The organism is Aminobacter sp. NyZ550 (assembly GCF_025628925.2).
Classification (GTDB): Bacteria; Pseudomonadota; Alphaproteobacteria; order Rhizobiales; family Rhizobiaceae; genus Aminobacter; species Aminobacter ciceronei.
On record NZ_CP114191.1, the window covers coordinates 492,707 to 515,557 of the forward strand.

The following is a 22,851-nucleotide window of genomic DNA, read 5'->3' on the forward strand; positions in this document are numbered from 1 at the left end:
CCATCCAGAGGCGCCACCCCGGACGGGCACTGCGACGGCAGGCCCCTCTCAGTCGTTCCTGCCGCGCGTTTCCTCGAGGAACGTCACCAGGGCGCGGCCGGCGCCGAGAATGTGGTCGCGGGTGAGCTCGGCAGCCTTGTCGGCATCGCCCGCGATACAGGCATCGAGAATACCCTTGTGCTCGCGCCGTGCCCGGCTCATGCCGTTGGTCAGCGTCAACTGGGCGCGCAAATAGCGGTCGATGCGGTCGAGCGAAGCCCGCACGATCTGCAGGTAGTAGGGCCGTCGCGCCGCCTCGTAGAGGCTGTAGTGGAAGTTGCGGTTGATCTCGCCCCACATCGCCGAATTGGCCTCGCTGTCGAACGCTTGGCAGTGGCGTCGGGCCGCGTCGAGGGTCTTACCGGTCAACCTCGGCACGGCCAGTCGGATGACCTCGGCCTCGATCAGCGCACGGAACTCGAATATCTCCTCGATCTCCTCGATCGACAAGCCTGCAACGACTGCGCCCTTGTAGCGCTGCGTGGTGATCAGGCCGTTCTGCTCGAGCCGCGACAGCGCCTCGCGCACCGGGATGCGGCTGGTGTTGAACATCGAGGCGATCTGGTCCTGCCTCAGGTTTTGGCCTTCGGCGAGGTCACCCTCGATGATCGCCTTGCGCAGCGCCTCGTAGACGATATCGGCCGCCGATGCGGCCTGCCTGATATCGACGGTCTCCAGTTTCATTGCGGTCCAACCTTGCGGGATTGCGGCAAACGGCCAAGCCTCGGTGATAGGTGCTGCAACGGCGCGGGGCAACATGCCCAGCATTTTCTTCCCGCACAATTGCATATTCCAGATTGTATATTGGATCCGATGTTTCTATGGGTGCCAAGGTGCGAGCGGCTAAGGCACGATACGGCAACGCGACCGGTATCGTACCGGAAGCCGACAAGGCGAATTCACGGGGAGGCGAAGGATGCGCACAAGCAAGGTGATCCATATCGTGTCGTGCCACGCCGAGGGCGAGGTCGGCGACGTCATCGTCGGCGGCGTCGCGTCGCCGCCTGGCGAGACGCTATGGGAACAGCGGCGCTTCATCGCCGAGGACAAGACGCTGCGCAATTTCGTGCTCAACGAGCCGCGCGGCGGCGTGTTCCGCCACATCAATCTTCTGGTGCCGCCCAAGGATCCGCGTGCCGCGATGGGCTTCATCATCATGGAGCCGGAAGACACGCCGCCGATGTCTGGGTCCAACTCGATCTGCGTTTCGACTGTGCTGCTCGACAGCGGCATCGTGCCGATGCAGGAGCCGGAGACGCGATTTGTCCTTGAAGCGCCGGGCGGCCTTGTCGACGTCGTGGCCAGCTGCCGCAATGGCAAGGCCGAGCGGATCACGGTCACCAACGTGCCGTCCTTCGCCGACAGGCTGGACGCAAAGCTCGAGGTCGAGGGCCTGGGCACGCTGACCGTCGACACCGCTTACGGCGGCGACAGCTTCGTCATCGCCGATGCGAAGGCGCTGGGATTTTCCGTCACGCCCGACGAGGCGCGCGAGCTGGCCGAAACCGGCATAAGGATCACCCGCGCCGCCAATGAACAGCTCGGCTTCTCGCATCCCGAGAACCACGAATGGGACCACATCTCGTTTTGCCAGTTGGCGCTTCCGGTCGAAGAAAGGGACGGCGTCCTGCATGGCCGCAACACCGTCGTCATCCAGCCCGCCAAGCTCGACCGCTCGCCGACCGGCACCGGCTGCTCGGCACGCATGGCCGTGCTGCACGCACGCGGACTGATGAAGGTCGGCCAGCGTTTCAGCGGCCATTCGATCATCGATTCGACCTTCGATTGCCGCATCGTCGGCGAGACGTCAGTCGCCGGCCGGCCGGCGATCGTTCCGGAAATCTCCGGACGCGCCTGGATCACCGGAACCCACCAGGTGATGCTCGATCCCGACGATCCCTGGCCGGCAGGCTACCGGCTCGCCGACACCTGGCCGCGAAAGCAGTAGGGTCAGGTCTCGGAGATGATGCGCGTGGTGCCGACCCAGAGCTCGCGCGCCGGACCCGGGCCGACGTTGCGGGCACGGTGCGGCAGCGAGGCAGGGAAATGCAGCGTGTCGCCGGCCTTGAGCAGGTATTCCTTGCCATCGATCTCGTAGAGCATCTCGCCTTCGATCAGATAGAGAAAGTCCTCGCCCTGATGGGTCGTGATCTCCGAGGCATAGCCTTGTGGCATGTGGGTGATGCAGCCATTGAGCTGGGCACCGGGAAAGCCGCGTTCGAGCAGTTCATAGACCCGCTCCTTGGTCTCGACATTGTAGCCGCGGCGCGCACCGGCATGGGAGACCATCGAGTGGGCATGCTCCGGCGGTTGCGACAGGAAGGTGTCGACGCTGGTCTCGAGCGCGTTGGCGACATTGTAGAGCGAAATCAGCGACGGCGTCGAAATCCCGCGCTCGATCTGGCTGATGAAGCCTTCGGTCAGGCCCGCCTCGGCCGCGACCTGCTTCATCGTCTTGCCGATCAGCTTGCGGCGCGCCCGCAACATCTGTCCGATCGAAGCGGCGGCAGGCATGTCCGGATGCGGCGCGTCCCCGGTGCCTGCGGCCGCGTCATCGATATCGAGGGGCATCACTGTCTTTCCGCTTGACTTCACAATTTCGATGAACTTTAGTCCAGCTAAAGTTGGTTGCGCAAGCCAAATGGCCACCGCGCCGCCGCTTTGATGGGGAACTACACAATGCCTTCGCGGCAATCCGGACGCAAAGAATATTGTCCGGCAAGATTGGATAAAATATCCAAACTGGTCGTCGAGGCGTAGCGCCGGCATTGCCGGCAGGCCAAGAGGAGGAGAAGACATGAAACGCTTTTTGCCGCTTTTGCTCGGCGCAGCTCTGGGATTTGGCGCCGCGACGTCGGCTTTGGCGATCGAGCGCGGCGGCTCGATGACCTTTGCCCGTTACGACGACTCCACCGTCATCGACCCGGTCTGGGCCGACCGCAATCCCGACCTGTGGATGATCACCAGCCTGTATGAGACGCTGCTGCGCAACGGCGCCGACGGCGCGATCGAGCCCGGCCTGGCCGAAAGCTACGCGGTCGCCGGCGACGGCAAATCGATCTCGCTCAAGCTGCGCGACGGCCTGAAATTCTCCGATGGCTCGGCCATCACGGGCGACGACGTTGTCTTTTCGCTCGATCGCGCCCGCAATCCCGACGGGCCATGGGGCGGCCTGCTCGGCTCGGTCGAAAAGGTGACGGCAGAGGGCGGCAAGGTCACGCTGTCGTTGAAGCAACCCGATCCGACGATCCCCTCGATCCTCGCCACCTTCAACACCGGAATTGTCTCCAAGGCGGCGTTCGAAAAGGCATCAGGCAGCAACGACCAGGAAAAGGCCAAGGCCTATTTCGACAACAACCCGGTGACGTCAGGGCCTTTCACGATGAAGAGCCGGGTTGCCGGTTCGAGCATGAGCTTCGCCAGGAACCCGAACTACTGGCGCGCCGGCGAGGACGGCAAGTCGCTGCCCTATCTCGATGGCGTCGATTTCGTCGTCATTCCAGATGACGACACCCGCATCCTCAAGCTTCAGGCCGGCGAGGTCGATGTCGCCGAATTCATTCCGTTCGCCCGTGTCGGCGAACTCAGCGGCGACGCCAGTCTGAAGATGGAGCTATTTCCCTCGACCCGCATCATCTATGCGCCGATCAATACCCGCGACACCCGCAAGGACGGCTCGAAGAACCCGCTCGCCGACCTCAAGGTGCGCCAGGCGCTGAACTACGCTACCGACAAGAACATGCTGATCAAGCTGGTGACCTTCGACACCGGCAAGCCAATGACCTCGCTGATGTCGGCAGCAACCCAGCTGCACTATGGACCGGAGCCGCTCTATCCCTACAACCCGGAAAAGGCCAAGCAGTTGCTGGCTGAAGCGGGCGCCGATGGCGGCCTCGACATCACCTTCACCACGCTCGCAGGCAGCGCCGACGACGCCACGCTGTTCACCGCGCTGCAGCAGATGTGGGCGCCGCTCGGCGTCAATCTGAAGGTCGAGCAGGTCGACAACCCGACGCGCGGCGCCAAGAACCGCAATGGCGAGTTCGACATCCACACCTATGGTTGGGCCAACGACGTCAACGACCCTGCCCAGGTCACTGGATGGCTCGGCTATTACAAACAGCGCCAGGCCGTCGGCACAGGCTGGAACAACCAGGAATTCAACACGCTGTTCGAGGCGTCGAACTCCGAAGTCGATCCAGCCAAGCGCAAGGACGAATACAAGCGCATGCAGGAAATCTACGCCGCAGAAGCGCCGCTGCTCTTCCTCTATGAGACGCCCTTCGCAGTCGCCGTGTCGAAGTCGGTCGAGAACTACGTCCAGACCCCGCTCGGTGCCAACGACTTCTCGGAAGCCTGGCGCGCCAAGTAACCCAAGCGTGACCGCTGCGCGCCGGACGGGCCATCCGTCCGGCGCGCCTCTTTGCAAGGCGAGTGTTTCGAGGCGAAGCCAATGCCCTCTCTCTCATATCTCGTGGCGCGGGTGCTGCAGATCATCCCGACCTTCCTTTTGGTCATGGTCTTCATCTTTCTGCTCGTGCGCATGCTTCCCGGTGACCCAGCCATCGCCATGGCCGAGGCCAAGGCGACCGATGCGCAGGTCGAGCAGATCCGCCGCAATCTCGGCCTCGACCAGCCGCTACCGGTGCAGTTCATGGTCTTCGTCAAGAACACGCTGTCAGGTGATCTCGGCCGCTCGATCATGATGAAGGCGCCGGTGAGCGAGGTGATCCTCAGCCGATTGCCGACCACCATCTTCCTGTCGCTCTACGCCGTTGCACTTGCTGTGCTCCTGGCCGGGCCACTCGCCTTTCTTGCCGCCATGCGTGCCAACACCACGACTGACGTCGTCATCCGCGGCGTCTTCCAGGTCGGGTTGTCGATGCCGGTGTTCTACATCGGGCTGGTGCTTTTGACCGTGCTTGCCGCGCAGTTGCGCTGGTTCCCCGTCGGCGGCTATGGCACGACCTTCTTCGGCAATTTGCACCATCTGATGCTGCCGGCGTTGAGCGTGGCACTCTACACCTCCGCCATCATCGTCAGAAACCTGCGCGCCTCGCTGATCGAGGTGCTCGACGCCGACTATGTCCAGTTCGCCCGCGCCAAGGGGCTTACGCCGCGCATCGTCATGACCCGCCACGTGCTGCGCAATGCGCTGGTCTCGACGGTGACCCTGCTCGGCCTGTCGATCGGCAACCTGATGAGCGGCACGCTGGTGACCGAGACAGTGTTTGCCATTCCCGGCGTCGGCCGCCTGATGCTGGAAGCGATCTTTGCCCGCGACTATCCGCTGATCCAGGGCTTGACCTTGACCTTCGCGGTGATGGTCTCGGTCGTCTTCCTGCTCACCGACGTCGTCCAGTCGCTGCTCGATCCGAGGCTTCGCAAGTCATGAGTGCGCTCGGTCACGCTTCACAGCGCAGGCCAAACCGCTTGCTGGCCTTCCTCGGCCGTGCCTTCGCCCGGCCGTCCTTTGTCATCGGCTTCGCCATCATCGCCTGTTCGATCCTGCTGGCGCTCTGTCCGCAGGTCTTTGCACCCTACGATCCGCTCGCCTTCGACATGACGGCGATCCAGCAACCACCGAGCCTCGCCCATCCATTCGGCACCGACAATTTCGGCCGCGACGTTCTTTCACGCGTCATCTGGGCCTACCGTGTCGACATGCAGATGGCGCTGCTTGCCACCATCTTCGCGCTGACCATCGGCGTCACGGCGGGCGCCTTCGTCGGCTATTACGGGGGCATCGCCGACACCATCTTCGGGCGCTGCGTCGATGCCATCATCACCTTCCCGTTCCTGGTGCTGGTCATCGCCATCGTCGCCGTGCTCGGGCCGGGCCTGGTCAACATGTACATTGCCATCACCATGGTGAACTGGGTCTATTACGCCCGCCTCACCCGCGCCGAGATCATGACGCAGAAGGCCAACGACTACGCCGCCGCCGGCCGTGTGCTCGGCTTTTCCGACCGCCGCATCATCTTCCGGCACCTTTTGCCCAACGCGATTTCGCCTGTAATCGTCTACTGGATGACCGACATGGCGCTGGCCATCCTGCTCGGCTCGTCGCTCGGCTATCTCGGCCTCGGCGCGCAGCCGCCGGCGGCCGAATGGGGCGTGCTGATCTCGGAGGGGCGCAACTTCCTGCTCACGGCCTGGTGGATGAGCCTGATGCCGGGTGTCGCCATCGTGCTCACCGGCCTCGGCTTCAGCCTGCTCGGTGACGCGCTGGCCGACCTGCTGCGAGCGAAGGGGCGCTGAGATGACCGTATCAAGGCAACATACGGTGCTCGAACTGCGCCACCTCAGAACCGAATTTGGTTCGCGAGAACGGCCGCTGATCGCCGTCGACGACGTCTCCTTCAGCGTCAAGGCCGGCGAGATCCTCGGCCTCGTCGGCGAATCCGGCTCGGGCAAAAGCATCACCTTGCGTTCGATCCTCGGCATCGTCCGTCCGCGTGGCCGCGTCGGCGGCGAAATCCTCTGGAAGGGCCGCGATCTCGCAGCGCTCGACGAAGCGGCGTTGCGCAAGGTGCGCGGCCGCGAGATCGCAATGATCTTCCAGGAGCCGATGTCTTCGCTCAATCCGCTGCTCACGGTGGGGCTGCAGATCTCCGAAAACCTCGCCGCCCATACCGACCTCGACGCCCGCGCCCGCAAGACCAAGGCCGTCGAACTGCTTGAGATGGTCGGCATCCCCGCTGCACGCAACCGGCTCGGCGACTATCCGCACGAGTTCTCTGGCGGCATGCGCCAGCGCGTCATGATCGCCATCGCGTTGGCGTCGAACCCGCAGCTGCTGCTCGCCGACGAGCCGACGACGGCGCTGGACGTTACGATCCAGGACCAGATCCTGCGCCTGATTCAGTCTTTGAGCCGCGATCTCGGCATGGCGGTGATCCTCGTCACCCATGACATGGGCGTGGTGGCACAGACCTGCGACCGGGTGGCGGTGATGTATGGCGGCAGGCTGTGCGAACTGGGGACGACGACCCAGGTGATCGGCGACGCCGGCCATCCCTACGCGCTGGGGCTCTTGCGCTCGATCCCGCGCGACGTCGCCCCACGCACGCCGCTCTACTCGATCCCCGGCGCACCGCCGTCACTCAGCGCGCTGCCTCCGGGCTGCGCCTTCACCGCGCGGTGTCCGGTCGCCGGGTTGGAATGCGGCGATGTTCGTCCCCCGCTTGCCGCCGTCGGCCAGCATCACCAGGTGGCCTGTCATCGTCGCGCCGAGGCGCTCGCTCACTTCCGTCAACACGAGGCGGCGTCATGAACATGCTGACCATGGAGCCGGCCAAGCCGCTGCTGTCCATCCGCGACCTCACCATGCGCTTCGAAAAGCCACGCTCGCTATCCGATGCCATCGCCCGCCGCCCGCGCCAGGTCGTGTCGGCGCTCAATGGCGTCGATCTCGACGTCATGGCTGCCGAGACGCTTGGTATCGTCGGCGAGTCCGGCTGCGGCAAGTCGACCCTGGCGCGCTGTATCGCCGGACTGCACCAGCCAAGCGGCGGCGACATTCTGTTCGAGGGTGAGAGCGTCGTCGGACTCAAGGGACCGAAACGCCGCGCCTACAACAAGCGCGTCCAGATGATGTTCCAGGACCCCTATACCTCGCTCAACCCGCGCATGACGGTGCGCGATACGCTGCGCGAGGCGATCTCGGTGCACAGGATGCGCGAAGGCGCTGCCATCGAGCGGCGCATAGACGAGTTGCTCGATCTCGTGCGCCTGCCTGAGGGTGCCGCCGACAAGTACCCGCACGAATTCTCCGGCGGGCAGCGCCAGCGCATCGGCATCGCGCGTGCGCTGTCGCTCGAGCCGATCTGTCTCGTCGCCGACGAGCTTGTGTCAGCGCTCGACGTCTCGGTTCAGGCGCAGGTGGTCAACCTTCTGCTCGAGCTGCAGGACAATCTCGGACTGACGGTGCTGTTCGTTGCGCATGATCTCAGGCTGGTGCGCCACGTCTCGCACCGGGTCGCGGTGATCTATCTCGGCGCCATCGTCGAGGTCGGCCCGTCCGAGGCGCTGTTCTCGCGGCCGCGCCATCCGTATTCGCAGGCCTTGCTGGCTGCGGCACCGTCCCTCGATCCGGCCGACCGCAAGCGCGCGCCGGCGCTGTCAGGCGAGTTGCCGAGCCCGCTCGACATCCCTCCGGGCTGCCCGTTCCATGTGCGCTGCCCGCATGCCGCCGAGCGCTGCCGTATCGAAAAGCCGGCGCTGCGACCTGTCGGCGCCGGCATGGCCGCCTGCCACTTCGCCGAAACCATATCAGCGGTGTGACCGCGACCATCTGCAGATCAAGGACAGACGACATGACACCGACCGACAGGCTGGACATGACCGGCCGCGTTGAAGCGCTGCGCCACAAGCTCGCCGAAGAAGGGCTCGACGGCTACGTCGTGCCGCGCTTTGACGAGCACCAGAGCGAGTATTGCGCGCCACATGACTGCCGGCTCGCCTACCTCACCGGCTTCACCGGCTCGGCGGGCGTCGCGATCGTCATGCGCGACAAGGCGGCAATCTTTGTCGACGGCCGCTACCAGGTGCAGGTGCGCGACGAGGTCGATCTCGGCACCTTCACTGTCGAGCATTTCTACGATGCGCCGCTGAAGGATTGGCTGGCGAAGAACATAGATGAAGGCCAGCGCATAGGCTTCAATGCGATGCTTTTGCCCTCGACCTGGGACCAGGATTGCGGTCGCGCCGTGGAATCAGCTGGCGGGAGCTGGGTCACGACCCCGGGCGATCTCGTCGATGCGATCTGGCCGGACCAGCCGGAAAAGCCGCTGGGGTCGATCATGGCTTTCGGTCGCCAGTATTCCGGCGAGAGCGTTGCAGACAAGAAGCGTCGTATCGTGGAGTTGGTCGCGGCGCAGGGCGCCGACTTCCTCGTCGAGGCCCAACCCGACAACATCTCCTGGCTGCTCAACGTGCGTGGCCGCGACGTGGCGTTCAACCCGATGCCGCATTCCTTCCTGATCCTCGACAAGGACGGCCGCACCGAGTGGCTGGTCGACCACCGCAAGCTGCCCAACGATCTCTCCGATTTGGAGCTCGACGGGGTCGCAATCGCCGAGCCGGCGCGCCTTCTGGAACGCGTCGCGGCCTTCGCCGAGGGGCGAACAGCGCTCGTCGATCCCGGTTTCGCGCCGTCGGCGGTTGTCCATGCGGCGCGTGACAGTGGCGGCGAGATCAAGCTGACCCGCAGCCCGATCACACTCGCCAAGATGGAAAAGAACGACATCGAGCTGCAAGGTTTCCGCGACTGCCATCAGCAGGATGGCGCGGCCTGGGTGCGTTTCCTGGCCTGGCTCGACCGCTACGGCCGCACGCGCGAAAGCCAAGGCATGCCGGTGAGCGAATTGGAGGCCGAAGAGCGCATCCTGACCTATCGCCGCGACAGCAGGCTGTTCGTCGAGCCGAGCTTCCGCACGATCTCGGCCTCCGCCGGCAATGCCGCGATGTGCCACTACAACGCCACCATCGAGACCAACACGCCGATCACCTCGGCCGATGTCTATCTGCTGGACAGCGGCGGGCAGTACCTGACCGGCACCACCGATGCCACGCGTACGACGGCATTGGGCAGCATCAGCCCGGAAATCCGCCGCGCCTATACGGCCGTGCTCAAGGGGCTGATCTCGATGCTGACGTTGAAGTTCCCGACCGGAACCTGTGGGCACCAGATCGACGCCTTCGCCCGGCGCCCGCTCTGGGACCTCGGCCTCGATTACGACCACGGCACCGGGCACGGCGTCGGCCACTTCCTGTCGGTGCACGAGCAGCCGCAGCGTTTCGACAAGCGGGTCAACGAGATTGCCTTGCGGCCCGGCATGGTGACCACAATCGAACCCGGTTACTACAAGGCGCAAGAATACGGCATCCGGCTCGAAAACCAGGTCGAGGTTGTCGCGGCGGGCGACGGCTTCATGGCCTTCAAGAGCCTGACGCTGGTGCCGCTCGACCTGCGCCTCGCCGACATCGAGCTGCTGTCGTCGTTGGAAAGACGATGGCTCGACGCCTATCATGACGAAGTAAGGTCGGCGCTGAGCCCCCTGCTTGGCCGAGATGACATGGAGTGGCTGCAGCGCATGTGCACACCGTGTCAGGACGCCATCTGAGCGGATATCACGTCAGTTCATGCGCCGCCTCGACCGACCGCACTCCATCTCAGGCCTCCGATCAGAGAGCTGTTGGCGTTTCGGACAGACGCACTCCTGCCACGCGTCGCGGCGGTGTCGTTGCGAATGCCGGCTTCACCGCTCGTCGCCACGGCATCAACGTTAACAATTTTGGCCTGATCCCGGCAGCAAGGCTGGACTGGATCGGCAAGGCGATCGGACGCGGCAGCGCCCGAGCCTCAGCCAATCGCCGCCCCAATAAGCAGATCGCGCAAAAGCCGGACGGCGTTCGGCTTTTGCGGCACGCTCGGCGCCAGAAAAGACAACGAACGTTCATGCGCGTGCGCGTGCGGCACGGGAACGATGTTGAACCCGTTGGCAACGAGCCCCGGCCAGTGTGGCACAAGTGAACTGCCGATGCCCTTGCCAACCAGGATCGCGATCGTCTCCAGCGCGTCCATGTCGCAACGCACGTCGGCATAGAGCCCTGCCTTCTCCATGTAGGCGGCGACGATCCGGCCACCCCATGACGACGGGTCGTAGCGGATGAACGGCGTTTCCCGCGCATGTGCGATGATATCAGCAGGCGCAACGGCATCGCGCGTCAAATAGACCAGCGGCTCACGCGAAATGCGCGTGGCGTCCAGCAGCTTGGGCAGCGCGAAAGGCGGCTCGACCAGAACGGCAACGTCAAGCTGGCCGGCGAGCATCTGGTCGTAGAGATGCTCGGACGTTCCGGGTGTCAACCGCAGTTTCAGGGACGGCGCGCACTCCGTCAGCTTGCCCAGCACCACAGGAACAAGCCCGGTCAGGACAGTCGAGATCGCCCCTACTCTGAGGTCACCGGACAGGCCGCTGGCGTCGAGGTCATCGACGAGCAGCGAGGCATCGCGAACCAGCGCGCGGGCACGCGGCAGCAGCGACAGGCAGGCTTCCGTCGGCCGTGCAGTGTGCGCACCTCGCACCAGAAGCGGGCAGCCGAGCGTCCGTTCCAGGGCCTGGATGCGTTGGCTGACAGCCGCCGGGGTCAGCCGTTCCCGCCGCGCGGCGGCAACGATGGAGCCGGTCTCGACCACCGCAACAAGGCTCTGCAGAAACCGGATATCCAATGGAATTCCTTATGCTGAGGAAAACAATTCCGTAGTTTTCCTTTCCTAGCGGACCCATTAGATGTCGGTCAAACACTGGGAGCCACTGGCCATGAAATCACTGTTCCATCTCGCCATCCACGTCACCGACCTCGACGCGGCGCGCGGCTTCTATGGCGGCGTGCTCGGCTGTGTCGAAGGGCGCTCGACCGACAGCTGGGTCGATTTCGACTTTTTCGGCCACCAGCTGTCGCTGCATCTCGGCAAACCGTTCGAGGTTACCCGCACCGGCAAGGTCGGCACGCACCTCGTCATGATGCCGCATTTCGGCATCGTGCTTCCGCTCGACGACTGGTTTGCGCTCGCCGATCGTTTGAAAAAAGGCGGCATCGCATTCGACATTCCGCCTGTCATCCGCTTCGAAGGTGAACCCGGCGAACAGCGCACCATGTTCTTCTTCGACCCCTCCGGCAATCCGATCGAGGTCAAGGGTTTCAAGGATTTCGACAGCGTCTTCGCCGCTTAGACGAGACAGGTCACGCTCGACAGGTTCCAGGATGAGATCGCGTGCCTGGCTTGATCAGATCGCGATCGTCGCCGAATAGAGCGCAGCTTCAACGTCCGGATCGTCGGCGTCGGTGACTGCCAGAAGGTCGAGGCGATTGCCGTCGAGCTCAGCGTGAATGCCCTCGATCTTGTACGGCCGATCGAGCCGGCGAATGAAACGCAGCCGCCCGTCGTTCCCGACGATGCCGATGGCAGCCCCGACACATGCGCCGTCGTTGAAGGCGTCGTCCGTGTCTTCGGCCACCGCGCTGAACACCATGTCGCCACCGGGCAGCGCCGTGGCGTCCGTAAAGCACAGCGGCACGCCATCGACATGGCCGAGATCGAAGCTGTCGATTGTCATCGGCCTGAGCGCATCGGAACGTCTGCCGGTCAAGACGTCGAAGGCCGCCGCAAGCGGATATCGGATGATGGCATTTTCGGTATGCTGCTTGTTGCCGCGCTGGAACAGGCGCAGTTCATCATTGACGACGACGGCGCCTTCGACATTGACCTCGGCGAAGGCGTCGGTAAGCGGAACCAGCACCGCCGACAGGTCGAGGCTTCGCGGCACGCCTGAAATGCGCCCCACCGGATCGAGCCCGAGCACGGCACCCCGGCGCCGGTTGGGCCGCGAGCCCGACCCGACAGCCAACAGCGCGCCATGGGCTAAACCAGGGAAAGCCGGCAGCAGCGTCAGTGCTTCGAGGTCGGGCTTTTGCCGCTTGCGCACAGCTTTCGCATCCGGCAGCACGCCGTCGAACAGCCGTACCAACTGGCCAGGACGATCGTCCTTCGTGGACAAGACGCCGAGATGGAGTTCGTCGTCGGCGACGACGTACATCGCCGAACTGAGGCAAACGAGACCGCTTGCGGCGCTCAGATGCAATGGCCGCTCAGTGCTTGCCGCAGCCGTCAGGGTCAGTTCGCGCAGCTTCTTGAGGGCGATCATGCGGAAGTCATAGCCGCTTGTGCGCGAATGGCTCCTACCTGCCGGGACATTGCCGCAGCCGCCTGACCGTCACTTCTTCTCAAGATCGATAAGCCCCTCCAGCAGGTCGAGCAGCTGTTCGTAGCGCTCCTGCCCTATACGCCTTTGGACGTCATCATAGATGGCGCTGCTTTCCGGCGACACTTCCGATATCAGGACCTGCCCTTTCGGCGCGATGGACAGCATCACCCGCCGGCCATCGGCTTCGACCTTGCCGCGCGTGATGAGGCTGCGTTCTTCGAGCGCTTTGATGATCCGCGTCAGGCTCGGCGCCAGGATCGAGGCGCGTTCGGCAAGTTCCGTCGCGTCGAGGGGGCTCTGCTCGCCCAGAACGCGAATGACGCGCCATTGCTGCTCCGAAACGCCATGCTGAGCGAGAATGGGCCGGAACTGGGCCATCACCACTTCACGCGCACGCAACAGTGACATTGGCAACGAACGTCGGGTGCTTTGCAGCAAGGGCGAACTCCTGATGGCAGGCGACGGCTTGGCCGGCATTCCACTCTACTCCGATAATACCGGCGCCCCGACGGATCAACGCCACGCGACGGCAATCAGCCGAATTCCGTCGCAGCCGCCTTGACATCGACGCGCATAACTACTTAACATGTTAAATATCAAAACGCCACATGTGTGGGAAGACACGCCTTGCCTCACCTCACGCTCGAATATTCCGCCAATCTCGACGGTCGCGTCGACATGCCGTTGCTGTGCGAGGAGCTGTCACAGGCAATCCTCGACACCGGCCTGTTCGAACATGGCGCCGTCAGGGTGCGGGCGCTGCGCGCCGAGGCCTATGCGGTTGCCGACCGCCTGCCGGAAAACGCCTTCATCGACATGAGCTTCAGGATCGGTGCCGGTCGTACCGCCGCCGACAAGAAGCGTGCCGGCACAGCAATCTTCGCTGCAGCGAACGCGTTTCTCGCACCCCTGTTCGCCACACCTCATTTTGCGCTTTCGCTCGAGATCCGCGAGATCGACGCCGAACTGAGCTGGAAAAACAACGCCATCCACCCGCGTCTGCGGAACAAATGACGGAAACCTCAATGTCAGATTTCGAAAACAACCTGCGCAAGGCCGAAGCCTATCTCGAACGCTTCAAGACAGGCGGGGTCAGCAACCACATCAATGGCGAGGCGATGCCTGCGCTCGACGGCACGACCTTCGAGACCATCTCGCCGGTCGACCTCAAGCCGCTCGCCCGGGTGGCGCATGGCAAGGCGGCTGACATCGACATGGCGGCAAAGGCAGCCAAGGCAGCCTTTCCGGCATGGGCCGCCCAATCGGGCGATGCGCGCAAAAGGGTGCTTCACGCCATCGCCGATGCCATCGTCAAACGCGCCGAGGAAATCGCCTTCATCGAATGCATGGACACCGGCCAGTCGCTGAAATTCATGGCCAAGGCCGCCCTGCGCGGTGCCGAGAACTTCCGCTACTACGCCGACAAGGCACCCGAGGCGCGCGACGGCCGCACGCTGCAGGCGCCCGGCCAGTTGAACATCACGACCCGCGTGCCGATCGGCCCGGTCGGCGTCATCACGCCGTGGAACACGCCGTTCATGCTGTCGACGTGGAAGATCGCCCCGGCGCTCGCCGCAGGTTGCACGATCGTGCACAAGCCAGCCGAGTTCTCGCCGCTGACAGCACGGCTGCTCGTCGAGATCGCCGAAGAGGCGGGCTTGCCGAAGGGTGTCTGGAACCTGGTCAACGGCCTGGGCGAGGATGCCGGCAAGGCGCTGACCGAACACCCCGACATCAAGGCGATCGGCTTCGTCGGCGAAAGCCGCACCGGTTCGATGATCATGCGCCAGGGCGCCGATACGCTGAAGCGCGTGCATTTCGAGCTCGGCGGCAAGAACCCGGTGATCGTGTTTGCCGATGCCGACCTCGAGCGCGCAGCGGACGCCGCCGTGTTCATGATCTACTCGCTCAATGGCGAACGCTGCACTTCGTCGTCACGCCTGCTGGTCGAAGCCTCGATCCACGACACGTTTGTGGCCATGGTGGCGGAAAAGGCCAAGCGTATCCAGGTCGGCCACCCGCTCGATCCGAAGACTGTCGTCGGCCCGCTGATCCACCCGATGCACGAGACCAAGGTGCTGTCCTACATCGATCTCGCCCGCTCGGAAGGTGCTACCATCGCCGCCGGCGGCACCAAGGTCGAAGGGCCCGGCGGCGGCTGCTATGTCGCGCCGACATTGTTTACCGGCGCGCGCAACGACATGCGCATCGCCCAGGAAGAGATCTTCGGGCCGGTGCTGACGGCGATCCCGTTCGAGACTGAAGCCGAAGCGCTTTCGATTGCCAACGACACCCAATACGGTCTTGCCGGATATCTGTGGACATCGGATGTGACGCGCGCCCTGCGCTTCACCGAAGGGCTGGCTGCGGGAATGATCTGGGTCAATTCGGAGAACGTCCGCCATCTGCCGGCGCCGTTCGGCGGCGTCAAGAATTCCGGTATCGGCCGCGACGGCGGCGACTGGTCGTTCGACTTCTACATGGAAACAAAGAACATCGCCTTCGCCACGGCGGCCCACAACATCCAGAAGCTCGGCGGCTGAGCGGGAACACTAGACATGCCATTGCCCACACCAAACCTCTATCCCGCCTTCAACATCGTACGGCTGAGCCATGTCGAACTGGCGGTGACGGACCTTGCCAAGTCCCGCGCCTTCTATGTCGACACGCTCGGGCTGCAGGTCACCGACGAGACCGCCGACACCATCTATCTGCGCGCCATGGAAGAGCGCGGCCACCATTGCATCGTGCTGAAAAAGAGCGACCGGGCCGAAGCCCGCGACCTCGGCTTCAAGGTGTTTTCGGACGAAGATCTCGACAAGGCCGAGCATTTCTTCAGGGCGAAGGAGTTGCCGGTCGAATGGGTCGAGCGGCCGTACCAGTCGCGCACGTTGCGCACCCGCGACCCGCACGGCATTCCACTGGAGTTCTATTCCAGGATGGACCGGCTGGCGCCGATCCACCAGAAATACGCGCTCTACAAGGGCGTGAAGCCGCTGCGCATCGATCACTTCAACTGCTTCTCGCCCGACGTCGACCAGTCGGTCGCCTTCTACAACGAGCTCGGCTTCCGAGTCACTGAATTCACCGAGGACAACGAGACCGGTCGCCTGTGGGCGGCGTGGACCCACCGCAAGGGCGGCGTGCACGACATCGCCTTCACCAACGGGCTCGGACCGCGCCTGCACCATGTCGCCTTCTGGGTGCCGACGCCGCTCAACATCATCGACCTGCTCGACCTGATGGCGACCACCGGTTACGTCGGCAACATCGAGCGCGGACCCGGCCGCCACGGCATCTCCAACGCCTTCTTCCTCTACATCCGCGATCCCGACGGTCACCGCATCGAGATCTATTGCTCGGACTACCAGACGGTTGACCCCGACCTGGAGCCGATCAAGTGGGACCTGAAGGATCCGCAGCGCCAGACACTGTGGGGCGCCCCTGCCCCGCGCTCGTGGTTCGAGGAAGGCAGCACATTCGCCGGCACCGAGCCGCGCCCGTCGGCGCTTGCCGCCTCGCCGATCATCGCACCGTGAGATCAGACATGACCGAACGGCCGCGTTTCGCCACTTACACCCACGCCGGCAAGACGAGCTACGGCGCGGTGACCGCCAAAGGTGTTGTCGACCTGGCACCACAGTTCCCGCAATGGCCGACGCTGCGCGAGGTTATCGCGGCGAACGGTCTCACTCGGCTCACGGAAGCCGCCGAACAGCGCGCGGCCGACATTTCGGAAGCCGACATCACCTACCAGATCCCGGTCCCGGCGCCGGAGAAGCTGATCTGCGTCGGAGTCAACTTCCCCGACCGCAACGAAGAGTACAAGGACGGTCAGGCGGCGCCCGGCAATCCGTCGCTGTTCATCCGTTTCCCGCGTTCCTTTGTCGGCCATGGCGCGGCCATCGTCCGGCCACCGGAGTCACCGCAGCTCGACTATGAAGGCGAGATCGTCATCGTCATCGGCAAGGGCGGACGCCGCATTGCCGAGCGCGACGCACTCGACCATATCGCAGCACTTTCACTCTGCAACGAAGGCACGATCCGCGACTGGGTCCGGCACGCCAAGTTCAACGTGACCCAGGGCAAGAACTTCGACGCCACCGGCGCCATCGGCCCCTGGCTGGTGCCCTATACGGACGAAGCCCAGCTTGCCGACATTCGCCTGACGACGAAGGTCAATGGCGAGCTGCGGCAGGATGACCGCACAAGCCGCATGATCTTCGGCTTCCGCAAGCTGATCAGCTACATCTCGACCTTCACCACGCTTGTTCCGGGCGACGTCATCGTCACCGGCACACCGACCGGCGCCGGCGCGCGCTTCGATCCGCCGCGCTGGCTGGTCCCGGGCGACACCGTGGAAGTCGAAGCGGAAGGCATCGGCACATTGCGCAACACCGTCATGGACGAACAGCCATGAAGCTCGAGCCAGAGCAGCATCAGACAGCAGCGCAACGCCTCGACCAGGCCGAAAAGCAGCGCAAGCAGATCGGGCTGTTGTCGCTCGATCACCCCGAGATGGACATGGAGGACGCCTATGCAGTGCAGGCCGCATGGGTCCAGCTCAAGCTCGCCCAGGGTCGGCGCAGGATCGGCTGGAAGATCGGCCTGACATCGAAGGCGATGCAATATGCGCTCAACATCGACATTCCCGATTCAGGCGTCCTGCTTGACGACATGATGTTCCCGGATGCAGCAACCATCCCGGCTGACCGCTTCATCCAGCCGCGCATCGAGGCCGAGATCGCATTCGTCATGAAGGCGCCGTTGGAAGGTCCAAACACGACCGTCTTCGACGTGCTCAACGCCACCGATTTCATTGCGCCGGCCATCGAGATCCTCGACACGCGTATCCTGCGCAGCGACCCGGAAACGGGCCGCACCCGCACCATCGTCGACACCATCTCCGACAACGCCGCCAATGCCGGCATCATCACCGGCGGGCGGCCAATGCGGCCGACCGAGGCCGACATGCGCTGGATCGGCGCCATCGTATCGCGCAATGGCGAAGTCGAGGAAACCGGCCTGGGTGCCGGCGTGCTCAACCATCCTGCAGCCGGCATAGCCTGGCTGGCCAACCGGCTCGCCATGTTCGGCGGTTCGATTGCGGCCGGCGACATCGTGCTCTCGGGCTCGTTCATCCGCCCCGTCGAAGCGCGCCACGGCGACACCATCATGGCCGACTTCGGCCCCTTCGGCACCGTAAGCGCCTACTTCGCCTGAGGACATCGTCATGCCCGCACCACGCAACATTTTCAAAGCCGCCCTGATGAACGGCGACGCCCAGATCGGCCTCTGGCTCGGTCTTGCCAATGCCTACACCGCCGAGATCTGCGCCGGCGCCGGCTTCGACTGGCTGGTCATCGACGGCGAGCACGCGCCGAACGACCTGCCCGTCATGGCCGCGCAACTACAGGCCATCGCGGCCTCCGGCTCTCATGCCGTCGTGCGCCCGCCGATCGGCGAAACCTGGATCATCAAGCAACTGCTCGACATCGGCGCCCAGACCATCCTGGTACCGATGGTCGAAACCGCCGACCAGGCGAAAGAGCTGGTCAAGGCAATGCGCTACCCGCCGCATGGCGTGCGCGGCGTGGGCGCAGCGCTTGCCCGCGCTTCCGCCTTCAACCGCATCCCCGACTATCTGGCCACCGCAAACGACCAGACCTGTCTGCTGGTCCAGCTGGAAAGCCAGGCCGGACTGGCGCAGCTTGAAGCCATCGCCGCTGTCGACGGCGTCGACGGCGTCTTCATCGGCCCGGCCGACCTCGCCGCCGACATGGGCCATCTCGGCAAGCCCGGCGCACCGGAGGTGCAGGCAGCCGTGGAGGATGCGATCCACCGCATTGGCATGTCAGGCAAGGCTGCCGGTATCCTCACTTCCGACGCCAGCCTGGCGCAGCGTTACCTGAACCTCGGTGCAACCTTCGTCGCAGTTGGCAACGACGTCGGCTTGCTGGCACAAGCAACCAGCGCACTTGCGGCGAAGTTCAGGTCCAGCGGCAAAGGCGAGCCGCAGGCAAGTGGCTCCGGCTACTGAGAATGCTCTATCTGAAATGAAGAAAGGGCGGTCCTTGTGCCGCCCTTTCCTTTTGCTGTCCTGCGTCTGCCGGCGCCAGCGGGCGGACTGCTTCGGCAGCACAAACTTGCAGCCACATCACGCTCAGCGCGTGATGTGGACCGTCTGCATCTGCATGTACTCTTCAAGCCCCCAGTGGCCGAACTCGACGCCGATGCCTGACTGCTTGGCGCCGCCAAAGGGTGCCGCCGGCGAGATCGAGCTGTGGTCGTTGACCCAGGCGGTTCCGCATTCGAGACGCCGCGCCAGCGCTTCCGCTTTCTTGATGTCGGTCGACCAGATCGAACCGCCCAGCCCGTTTTCGCTGGCATTGGCACGCGCGACCGCGTCGTCGACGTCGCTGTAGCGCACAATCGGCAGGATCGGGCCGAACTGCTCCTCGTCGACGATACGCATGCCGTCGGTCACCTCGGTAACGACGGTCAGCGGGAAGAAATAGCCCGCCTCGGCTGACGCTTCGCCGCCTGCCAGGAAACGTCCGCCATTGGCCCGGGCGTCGTCGGCAAGTGCACGCACCAGATCGAACTGCGCCTTGTTTTGCAGGGGCCCGAATTGGCTGGCCGGATCGCTGGCCGGACCGACCTTGGCGGCACGCGCCAGGACAGCGATCTTTTCGGCGAGCGCGTCATGCAGGCTCTCATGCACGTAAAGGCGCTTGAGCGCGGCACATGTCTGGCCGCTATTGCCGAAGGACTTGGCGAAGATCACCGGCGCGATGGCGTCGATGTCGGCGTCGGGCAAGACGATTGCCGCATCGTTTCCGCCGAGTTCGAGCGTCAGGCGCTTCAGCGTGTCGGCGGCATTCGACATGATGTTGCGGCCGGTCGGCGTCGAGCCGGTGAAGACGATCTTGTCGATGCCGGGGTGGCCGGTGATGGCGCGACCAATGCCGCCTTCGCCGGTGACCGAATTGAGCACGCCGCGCGGCAGATGCACATTGGCAAGCTCGACGAGCCGAAGCGTGCTCAGCGGCGTGTAGGACGACGGCTTGATGACCACGCAATTGCCCGCCATCAGCGCCGGCATGACGTGCCAGGTGGCGACCAGCACCGGATGGTTCCACGGCGTGATCGAGCCGACAACGCCGAGCGGCTTGCGGTGTACCTCGATCCTGTTCTTCTCGTCGTCACGGATCACTTCAACCGGTGGCCTGAGCTTTGCCGTCTCGCGTATCCAGTGAATGGCGGCACCAATCTCGCCATGGGCGCTGGCGCGTGGTTTGCCCTGTTCGGTCGAGAGCAGCACCGCCAAGGCATCTTTATCGGCTTCAACCGCGTTGGCGATCTCGTTGAGCAGGCGTTCCCTCTCTTCGATCACCGTGTCACGCCATGTCGGGAACGCTTTACGCGCGGCTGCGACGGCCGCGTCGAGATGCTCAGGACTGGCGGCAGGACAGTCGGCGAAGACCTCCGCCCGTGCGGGATCGATGACGCCAAACGTGCCTGCCGCCTCCACCCTTTCGCCATTGATGATCATCGCATGGGACTGCGTCATGGTTGTCTCCCTCGAATTTGAACCACCGCAAATCGCGGCACTGGCCGCACAAGCGGCCACGCTTCCTTCAGGCGGCATCGGCGGAAAAGCCGTCCAGCCAGCCTTCCCGTAGCTGCGGCACCGCGCGGATCAGGCTGCGCGTATAGTCGGACTGCGGCTGTTCGAACACGGTACGCGTATCGCCATGCTCGACGATACGTCCTGCCTGCATCACCGTGGTCTTGTGCGAGAAGCGCAGCGCGAGGCCAAGATTGTGGGTGATGAACAGGATGCTGAGGCCCTCGTCCTTGATCAGGCGGGTGAGCAGCTTGACGATGCTTTCCTCGACCAGCGGATCGAGTGCCGAGGTGATCTCGTCGCAGATCAGGATGTCCGGTTTTGCGGCAAGCGAACGGGCGATGCAGACGCGCTGCTTCTGCCCGCCCGAAAGCGATGCCGGATAGCGGTCGAGATAGGCCGCCGGAAGTTCGATCGCCTCCATCAGTTCGAGCAGCCGCTGCTCGGCGGCGGCGCCACGCAATCCGTAGAAAAAGCTGAGCGGACGCCCGATGACATCGCGGACGGTCTGGCGCGGATTGAGCGCGAGGTCGGGCAGTTGGTGGATGTACTGGATCAGCCGCCGCTGATCGAAGCTGCGGCGCTCGACCACAGGCGCCAACACGCTGTCGCGCATGCGGATCTGCCCAGTGCGCGCTGGCTGCAGGCCAGCGATGCTGCGCGCCAAAGTGGTCTTGCCGCTGCCGGACTCGCCGACGAGCGCCAGCACCGAGCCGGCGCCAAGCCTGATCGACGCGTCCTTGACCGCCGTGACGCCGCCATAACCGACATCGACGTTGCGGACGTCGAGCAGGGTTTCGTCGCTGCCATTGGCAGTGGCATAGGTGCCATCGCCCTGGTGCGCGACAAGACGCTGGGCGTATTCCGTCTGCGGGTTGTCGACGAGCTGGCGCGTCGGCCCCTGCTCGACCATCTTGCCGTTGCGCATGACGACGATGCGGTCGGCCATCTGCGACACCACGGCCAGGTCATGCGAGATGTAGAGGGCGCCGCAATTGTGGGTGCTCGCCACCTTCTTGATCAGCCTGAGCACCTCGATCTGCGTCGTCACGTCGAGTGCTGTGGTCGGCTCATCGAAAATGATCAGGTCGGGCTGGTTGATCAGCGCCATGGCGATCATCGCCCGCTGCAACTGGCCGCCCGAGACCTGATGCGGATAGCGCCGGCCGAAATTCCTGGGGTCAGGAAGCTGGAGCTCCTCGAACAGCTCGACTGCCATGCGACGCCGCTGGGCTGAGGTCAGCTTCTGCGCCATCGCAGGGATTTCGGTGACCTGGTCCTCGAGCCGGTAGAACGGGTTGAACGCAGCCGCGGCACTTTGGGCGACGTAGGACACCCTGGTGCGCCGGATGGTTTCGAGCTCGGTGGTTCCGAGTTCCATCAGCGACTGTCCACACAGCTCGATCGAGCCTGATGTCGGCCTGCACCCAGACTTGAACAGCATGATCGAGCTCAGCGCCAGCGTGCTCTTGCCGGCCCCTGACTCACCGATGATGCCAAGAACTTCGCCGCGATCGACATGGATCGAGACGTCGTCGAGCAGCACGCCCGACTTTGTCTCGACGCGTAGATTGTCGATGCTCAGTACCCGATTTCCGCTCATTTCACGTCCGGTTTGTCTGAAAAGCGGCCAACGAGCCAATCAACGATCCCGTTCACGCTCAGGCAGAACAGCGCGATGCAGAATGCCGGGATCAGCGGCGTCAGACGGCCGGTTGAAAGGGCGAGCGCATTCTCGCGGACAAGTCCGCCGAGATCGGCCGCAGGCGGCTGGATGCCGATGCCCAGGAAGCTGAGCGAACTGATGAAGAGTGCCGCGGAGGAAAGCCCCAGTCCGAACTGCGCCAAAAGCGACGGCACCATGTTAGGCAGTATTTCCTTGAACAAATACCAGTGCAGCCGTTCGCCGCGCAGGCGACCGACCTCGACATATTCCATCGCCGCGAGGTCGCCGGCGATCGGCCGGGTCACGCGGTAATAGGTGCTCGACTGCAGCACTGCCATGGTCAGGATCAGCGTCGTCAGCGACACGCCGGCGATGGCCAGGATGATCAGCGCAAAGATGATCTGCGGGATCGACATCAGTATGTCGACGGCACGGCCGATGACGATATCGACCCAACCCTTGCTCAGGCCGGCGATGATGGCCAGCGACACGCCGATCATGCAGGCAAGGGTGGTGGCGATCAGAGTCGCAACGAAGGTGTAGCGCGTGGCGTAGAGAATGCGGGACAGCATGTCCCGGCCGAGGCCGTCGGCACCCAGCAGACCGCCCACGCCGGGCGCATCGAAAGCGGCATGGACCATCTCATTCGGCGGGAACGGCGCCAGCACCGGCGCAAGGATGGCGGCTGCCGCCATCGTTGCGAGGACGGCAAGGGAAACGGTCAGCGTCAACTTGCTCGACAC

At 64.1% G+C, this 22,851-nt stretch carries 22 protein-coding genes; 14 read left to right on the forward strand and 8 right to left on the reverse strand.

Annotated features, from left to right (window positions below; genetic code table 11):
* Positions 1 to 48: 48 nt before the first annotated feature.
* On the reverse strand, positions 49 to 723 hold the full coding sequence (locus N7E70_RS29540) for a GntR family transcriptional regulator (protein WP_263005280.1): 675 nt from the start codon (positions 721 to 723) through the stop codon (positions 49 to 51).
* Positions 724 to 955: 232 nt separating this feature from the next.
* Between N7E70_RS29540 and N7E70_RS29545 the strand changes: the two genes are divergently transcribed.
* Complete coding sequence (locus N7E70_RS29545) at positions 956 to 1,987, forward strand: trans-3-hydroxy-L-proline dehydratase (RefSeq protein ID WP_067967643.1); 1,032 nt, start codon at positions 956 to 958, stop codon at positions 1,985 to 1,987.
* Positions 1,988 to 1,989: 2 nt separating this feature from the next.
* Here the strand turns inward: N7E70_RS29545 and N7E70_RS29550 are convergent, their stop codons facing one another.
* Positions 1,990 to 2,610 carry a helix-turn-helix domain-containing protein gene (locus N7E70_RS29550; RefSeq protein WP_263005281.1) on the reverse strand — a complete coding sequence of 207 codons (621 nt, stop codon included), beginning with the start codon at positions 2,608 to 2,610 and terminating at the stop codon, positions 1,990 to 1,992.
* Positions 2,611 to 2,836: 226 nt separating this feature from the next.
* Here N7E70_RS29550 and N7E70_RS29555 point away from each other — a divergent pair, with 226 nt between their 5' ends.
* From N7E70_RS29555 to N7E70_RS29580, 6 genes are all read left to right on the forward strand, one after another.
* Positions 2,837 to 4,411, forward strand: coding sequence for an ABC transporter substrate-binding protein (locus tag N7E70_RS29555; protein ID WP_263005282.1), 1,575 nt, complete (start codon positions 2,837 to 2,839; stop codon positions 4,409 to 4,411).
* Between the two features lie 81 nt (positions 4,412 to 4,492).
* Positions 4,493 to 5,434, forward strand: a complete 942-nt coding sequence (locus N7E70_RS29560; protein ID WP_263005283.1) for an ABC transporter permease — start codon at positions 4,493 to 4,495, stop codon at positions 5,432 to 5,434.
* Positions 5,431 to 6,300, forward strand: a complete 870-nt coding sequence (locus tag N7E70_RS29565) for an ABC transporter permease (protein ID WP_263005284.1) — start codon at positions 5,431 to 5,433, stop codon at positions 6,298 to 6,300. Before N7E70_RS29560 ends, N7E70_RS29565 begins: the two co-directional genes overlap by 4 nt.
* Position 6,301: 1 nt before the next feature.
* A complete protein-coding gene (locus N7E70_RS29570; protein ID WP_263005285.1) occupies positions 6,302 to 7,315 on the forward strand; it encodes an ABC transporter ATP-binding protein in 1,014 nt (337 codons plus the stop codon).
* Entirely contained in the window at positions 7,312 to 8,325 is a 1,014-nt protein-coding gene (locus tag N7E70_RS29575) for an ABC transporter ATP-binding protein (RefSeq protein ID WP_312870932.1), read from the forward strand. The genes N7E70_RS29570 and N7E70_RS29575 overlap by 4 nt, the downstream gene beginning before the upstream one ends.
* Positions 8,326 to 8,357: 32 nt before the next feature.
* Positions 8,358 to 10,166 carry an aminopeptidase P family protein gene (locus tag N7E70_RS29580; RefSeq protein ID WP_263005286.1) on the forward strand — a complete coding sequence of 603 codons (1,809 nt, stop codon included), beginning with the start codon at positions 8,358 to 8,360 and terminating at the stop codon, positions 10,164 to 10,166.
* Between the two features lie 239 nt (positions 10,167 to 10,405).
* Here the strand turns inward: N7E70_RS29580 and N7E70_RS29585 are convergent, their stop codons facing one another.
* A complete protein-coding gene (locus N7E70_RS29585; protein ID WP_269441476.1) occupies positions 10,406 to 11,242 on the reverse strand; it encodes a LysR family transcriptional regulator in 837 nt (278 codons plus the stop codon).
* A 124-nt stretch (positions 11,243 to 11,366) separates the two neighbouring features.
* Between N7E70_RS29585 and N7E70_RS29590 the strand changes: the two genes are divergently transcribed.
* A complete protein-coding gene (locus tag N7E70_RS29590; RefSeq protein ID WP_067968446.1) occupies positions 11,367 to 11,780 on the forward strand; it encodes a VOC family protein in 414 nt (137 codons plus the stop codon).
* Positions 11,781 to 11,834: 54 nt separating this feature from the next.
* On the opposite strand, the gene N7E70_RS29595 is transcribed toward N7E70_RS29590, so the two are convergent.
* Positions 11,835 to 12,752, reverse strand: coding sequence for a DUF6929 family protein (locus tag N7E70_RS29595; protein ID WP_263005288.1), 918 nt, complete (start codon positions 12,750 to 12,752; stop codon positions 11,835 to 11,837).
* Between the two features lie 69 nt (positions 12,753 to 12,821).
* A complete protein-coding gene (hpaR, locus tag N7E70_RS29600; protein WP_067967620.1) occupies positions 12,822 to 13,289 on the reverse strand; it encodes a homoprotocatechuate degradation operon regulator HpaR in 468 nt (155 codons plus the stop codon).
* Positions 13,290 to 13,439: 150 nt separating this feature from the next.
* On the opposite strand from hpaR, the gene N7E70_RS29605 reads away from it, so the two are divergent.
* From N7E70_RS29605 to hpaI, 6 genes are read left to right on the forward strand one after another with little or no spacing between them, the layout of a single operon-like run.
* Entirely contained in the window at positions 13,440 to 13,826 is a 387-nt protein-coding gene (locus tag N7E70_RS29605) for a 5-carboxymethyl-2-hydroxymuconate Delta-isomerase (protein ID WP_263005289.1), read from the forward strand.
* Between the two features lie 11 nt (positions 13,827 to 13,837).
* The gene (gene hpaE / locus N7E70_RS29610; RefSeq protein WP_263005290.1) at positions 13,838 to 15,355 is read left to right on the forward strand and encodes a 5-carboxymethyl-2-hydroxymuconate semialdehyde dehydrogenase; all 1,518 of its coding nucleotides are present in this window, start codon (positions 13,838 to 13,840) and stop codon (positions 15,353 to 15,355) included.
* Between the two features lie 15 nt (positions 15,356 to 15,370).
* Entirely contained in the window at positions 15,371 to 16,351 is a 981-nt protein-coding gene (hpaD, locus tag N7E70_RS29615) for a 3,4-dihydroxyphenylacetate 2,3-dioxygenase (protein WP_263005291.1), read from the forward strand.
* Between the two features lie 8 nt (positions 16,352 to 16,359).
* On the forward strand, positions 16,360 to 17,232 hold the full coding sequence (locus N7E70_RS29620) for a fumarylacetoacetate hydrolase family protein (protein WP_263005292.1): 873 nt from the start codon (positions 16,360 to 16,362) through the stop codon (positions 17,230 to 17,232).
* The gene (hpaH, locus tag N7E70_RS29625) at positions 17,229 to 18,035 is read left to right on the forward strand and encodes a 2-oxo-hept-4-ene-1,7-dioate hydratase (RefSeq protein WP_263005293.1); all 807 of its coding nucleotides are present in this window, start codon (positions 17,229 to 17,231) and stop codon (positions 18,033 to 18,035) included. The genes N7E70_RS29620 and hpaH overlap by 4 nt, the downstream gene beginning before the upstream one ends.
* 10 nt (positions 18,036 to 18,045) lie before the next feature.
* Positions 18,046 to 18,852 carry a 4-hydroxy-2-oxoheptanedioate aldolase gene (hpaI, locus tag N7E70_RS29630; protein ID WP_154384277.1) on the forward strand — a complete coding sequence of 269 codons (807 nt, stop codon included), beginning with the start codon at positions 18,046 to 18,048 and terminating at the stop codon, positions 18,850 to 18,852.
* A gap of 123 nt (positions 18,853 to 18,975) precedes the next feature.
* Here hpaI and N7E70_RS29635 read toward each other — a convergent pair whose 3' ends face one another.
* From N7E70_RS29635 to N7E70_RS29645, 3 genes are all read right to left on the reverse strand, one after another.
* Complete coding sequence (locus N7E70_RS29635; protein ID WP_263005294.1) at positions 18,976 to 20,385, reverse strand: aldehyde dehydrogenase family protein; 1,410 nt, start codon at positions 20,383 to 20,385, stop codon at positions 18,976 to 18,978.
* Positions 20,386 to 20,452: 67 nt separating this feature from the next.
* Positions 20,453 to 22,045, reverse strand: a complete 1,593-nt coding sequence (locus tag N7E70_RS29640; protein ID WP_263005295.1) for an ABC transporter ATP-binding protein — start codon at positions 22,043 to 22,045, stop codon at positions 20,453 to 20,455.
* On the reverse strand, positions 22,042 to 22,851 hold the full coding sequence (locus tag N7E70_RS29645; protein WP_245432197.1) for an ABC transporter permease: 810 nt from the start codon (positions 22,849 to 22,851) through the stop codon (positions 22,042 to 22,044). The genes N7E70_RS29640 and N7E70_RS29645 overlap by 4 nt, the downstream gene beginning before the upstream one ends.

Coding starts and splice junctions, on each gene's coding strand:
- N7E70_RS29540 (WP_263005280.1), bottom strand. CDS start 723: ATGAAACTGGAGACCGTCGATATCAGGCAGGCCGCATCGGCGGCCGAT.
- N7E70_RS29545 (WP_067967643.1), top strand. CDS start 956: ATGCGCACAAGCAAGGTGATCCATATCGTGTCGTGCCACGCCGAGGGC.
- N7E70_RS29550 (WP_263005281.1), bottom strand. CDS start 2,610: ATGCCCCTCGATATCGATGACGCGGCCGCAGGCACCGGGGACGCGCCG.
- N7E70_RS29555 (WP_263005282.1), top strand. CDS start 2,837: ATGAAACGCTTTTTGCCGCTTTTGCTCGGCGCAGCTCTGGGATTTGGC.
- N7E70_RS29560 (WP_263005283.1), top strand. CDS start 4,493: ATGCCCTCTCTCTCATATCTCGTGGCGCGGGTGCTGCAGATCATCCCG.
- N7E70_RS29565 (WP_263005284.1), top strand. CDS start 5,431: ATGAGTGCGCTCGGTCACGCTTCACAGCGCAGGCCAAACCGCTTGCTG.
- N7E70_RS29570 (WP_263005285.1), top strand. CDS start 6,302: ATGACCGTATCAAGGCAACATACGGTGCTCGAACTGCGCCACCTCAGA.
- N7E70_RS29575 (WP_312870932.1), top strand. CDS start 7,312: ATGAACATGCTGACCATGGAGCCGGCCAAGCCGCTGCTGTCCATCCGC.
- N7E70_RS29580 (WP_263005286.1), top strand. CDS start 8,358: ATGACACCGACCGACAGGCTGGACATGACCGGCCGCGTTGAAGCGCTG.
- N7E70_RS29590 (WP_067968446.1), top strand. CDS start 11,367: ATGAAATCACTGTTCCATCTCGCCATCCACGTCACCGACCTCGACGCG.
- N7E70_RS29595 (WP_263005288.1), bottom strand. CDS start 12,752: ATGATCGCCCTCAAGAAGCTGCGCGAACTGACCCTGACGGCTGCGGCA.
- hpaR (WP_067967620.1), bottom strand. CDS start 13,289: ATGCCGGCCAAGCCGTCGCCTGCCATCAGGAGTTCGCCCTTGCTGCAA.
- hpaE (WP_263005290.1), top strand. CDS start 13,838: ATGTCAGATTTCGAAAACAACCTGCGCAAGGCCGAAGCCTATCTCGAA.
- hpaD (WP_263005291.1), top strand. CDS start 15,371: ATGCCATTGCCCACACCAAACCTCTATCCCGCCTTCAACATCGTACGG.
- N7E70_RS29620 (WP_263005292.1), top strand. CDS start 16,360: ATGACCGAACGGCCGCGTTTCGCCACTTACACCCACGCCGGCAAGACG.
- hpaH (WP_263005293.1), top strand. CDS start 17,229: ATGAAGCTCGAGCCAGAGCAGCATCAGACAGCAGCGCAACGCCTCGAC.
- hpaI (WP_154384277.1), top strand. CDS start 18,046: ATGCCCGCACCACGCAACATTTTCAAAGCCGCCCTGATGAACGGCGAC.
- N7E70_RS29635 (WP_263005294.1), bottom strand. CDS start 20,385: ATGACGCAGTCCCATGCGATGATCATCAATGGCGAAAGGGTGGAGGCG.
- N7E70_RS29640 (WP_263005295.1), bottom strand. CDS start 22,045: ATGAGCGGAAATCGGGTACTGAGCATCGACAATCTACGCGTCGAGACA.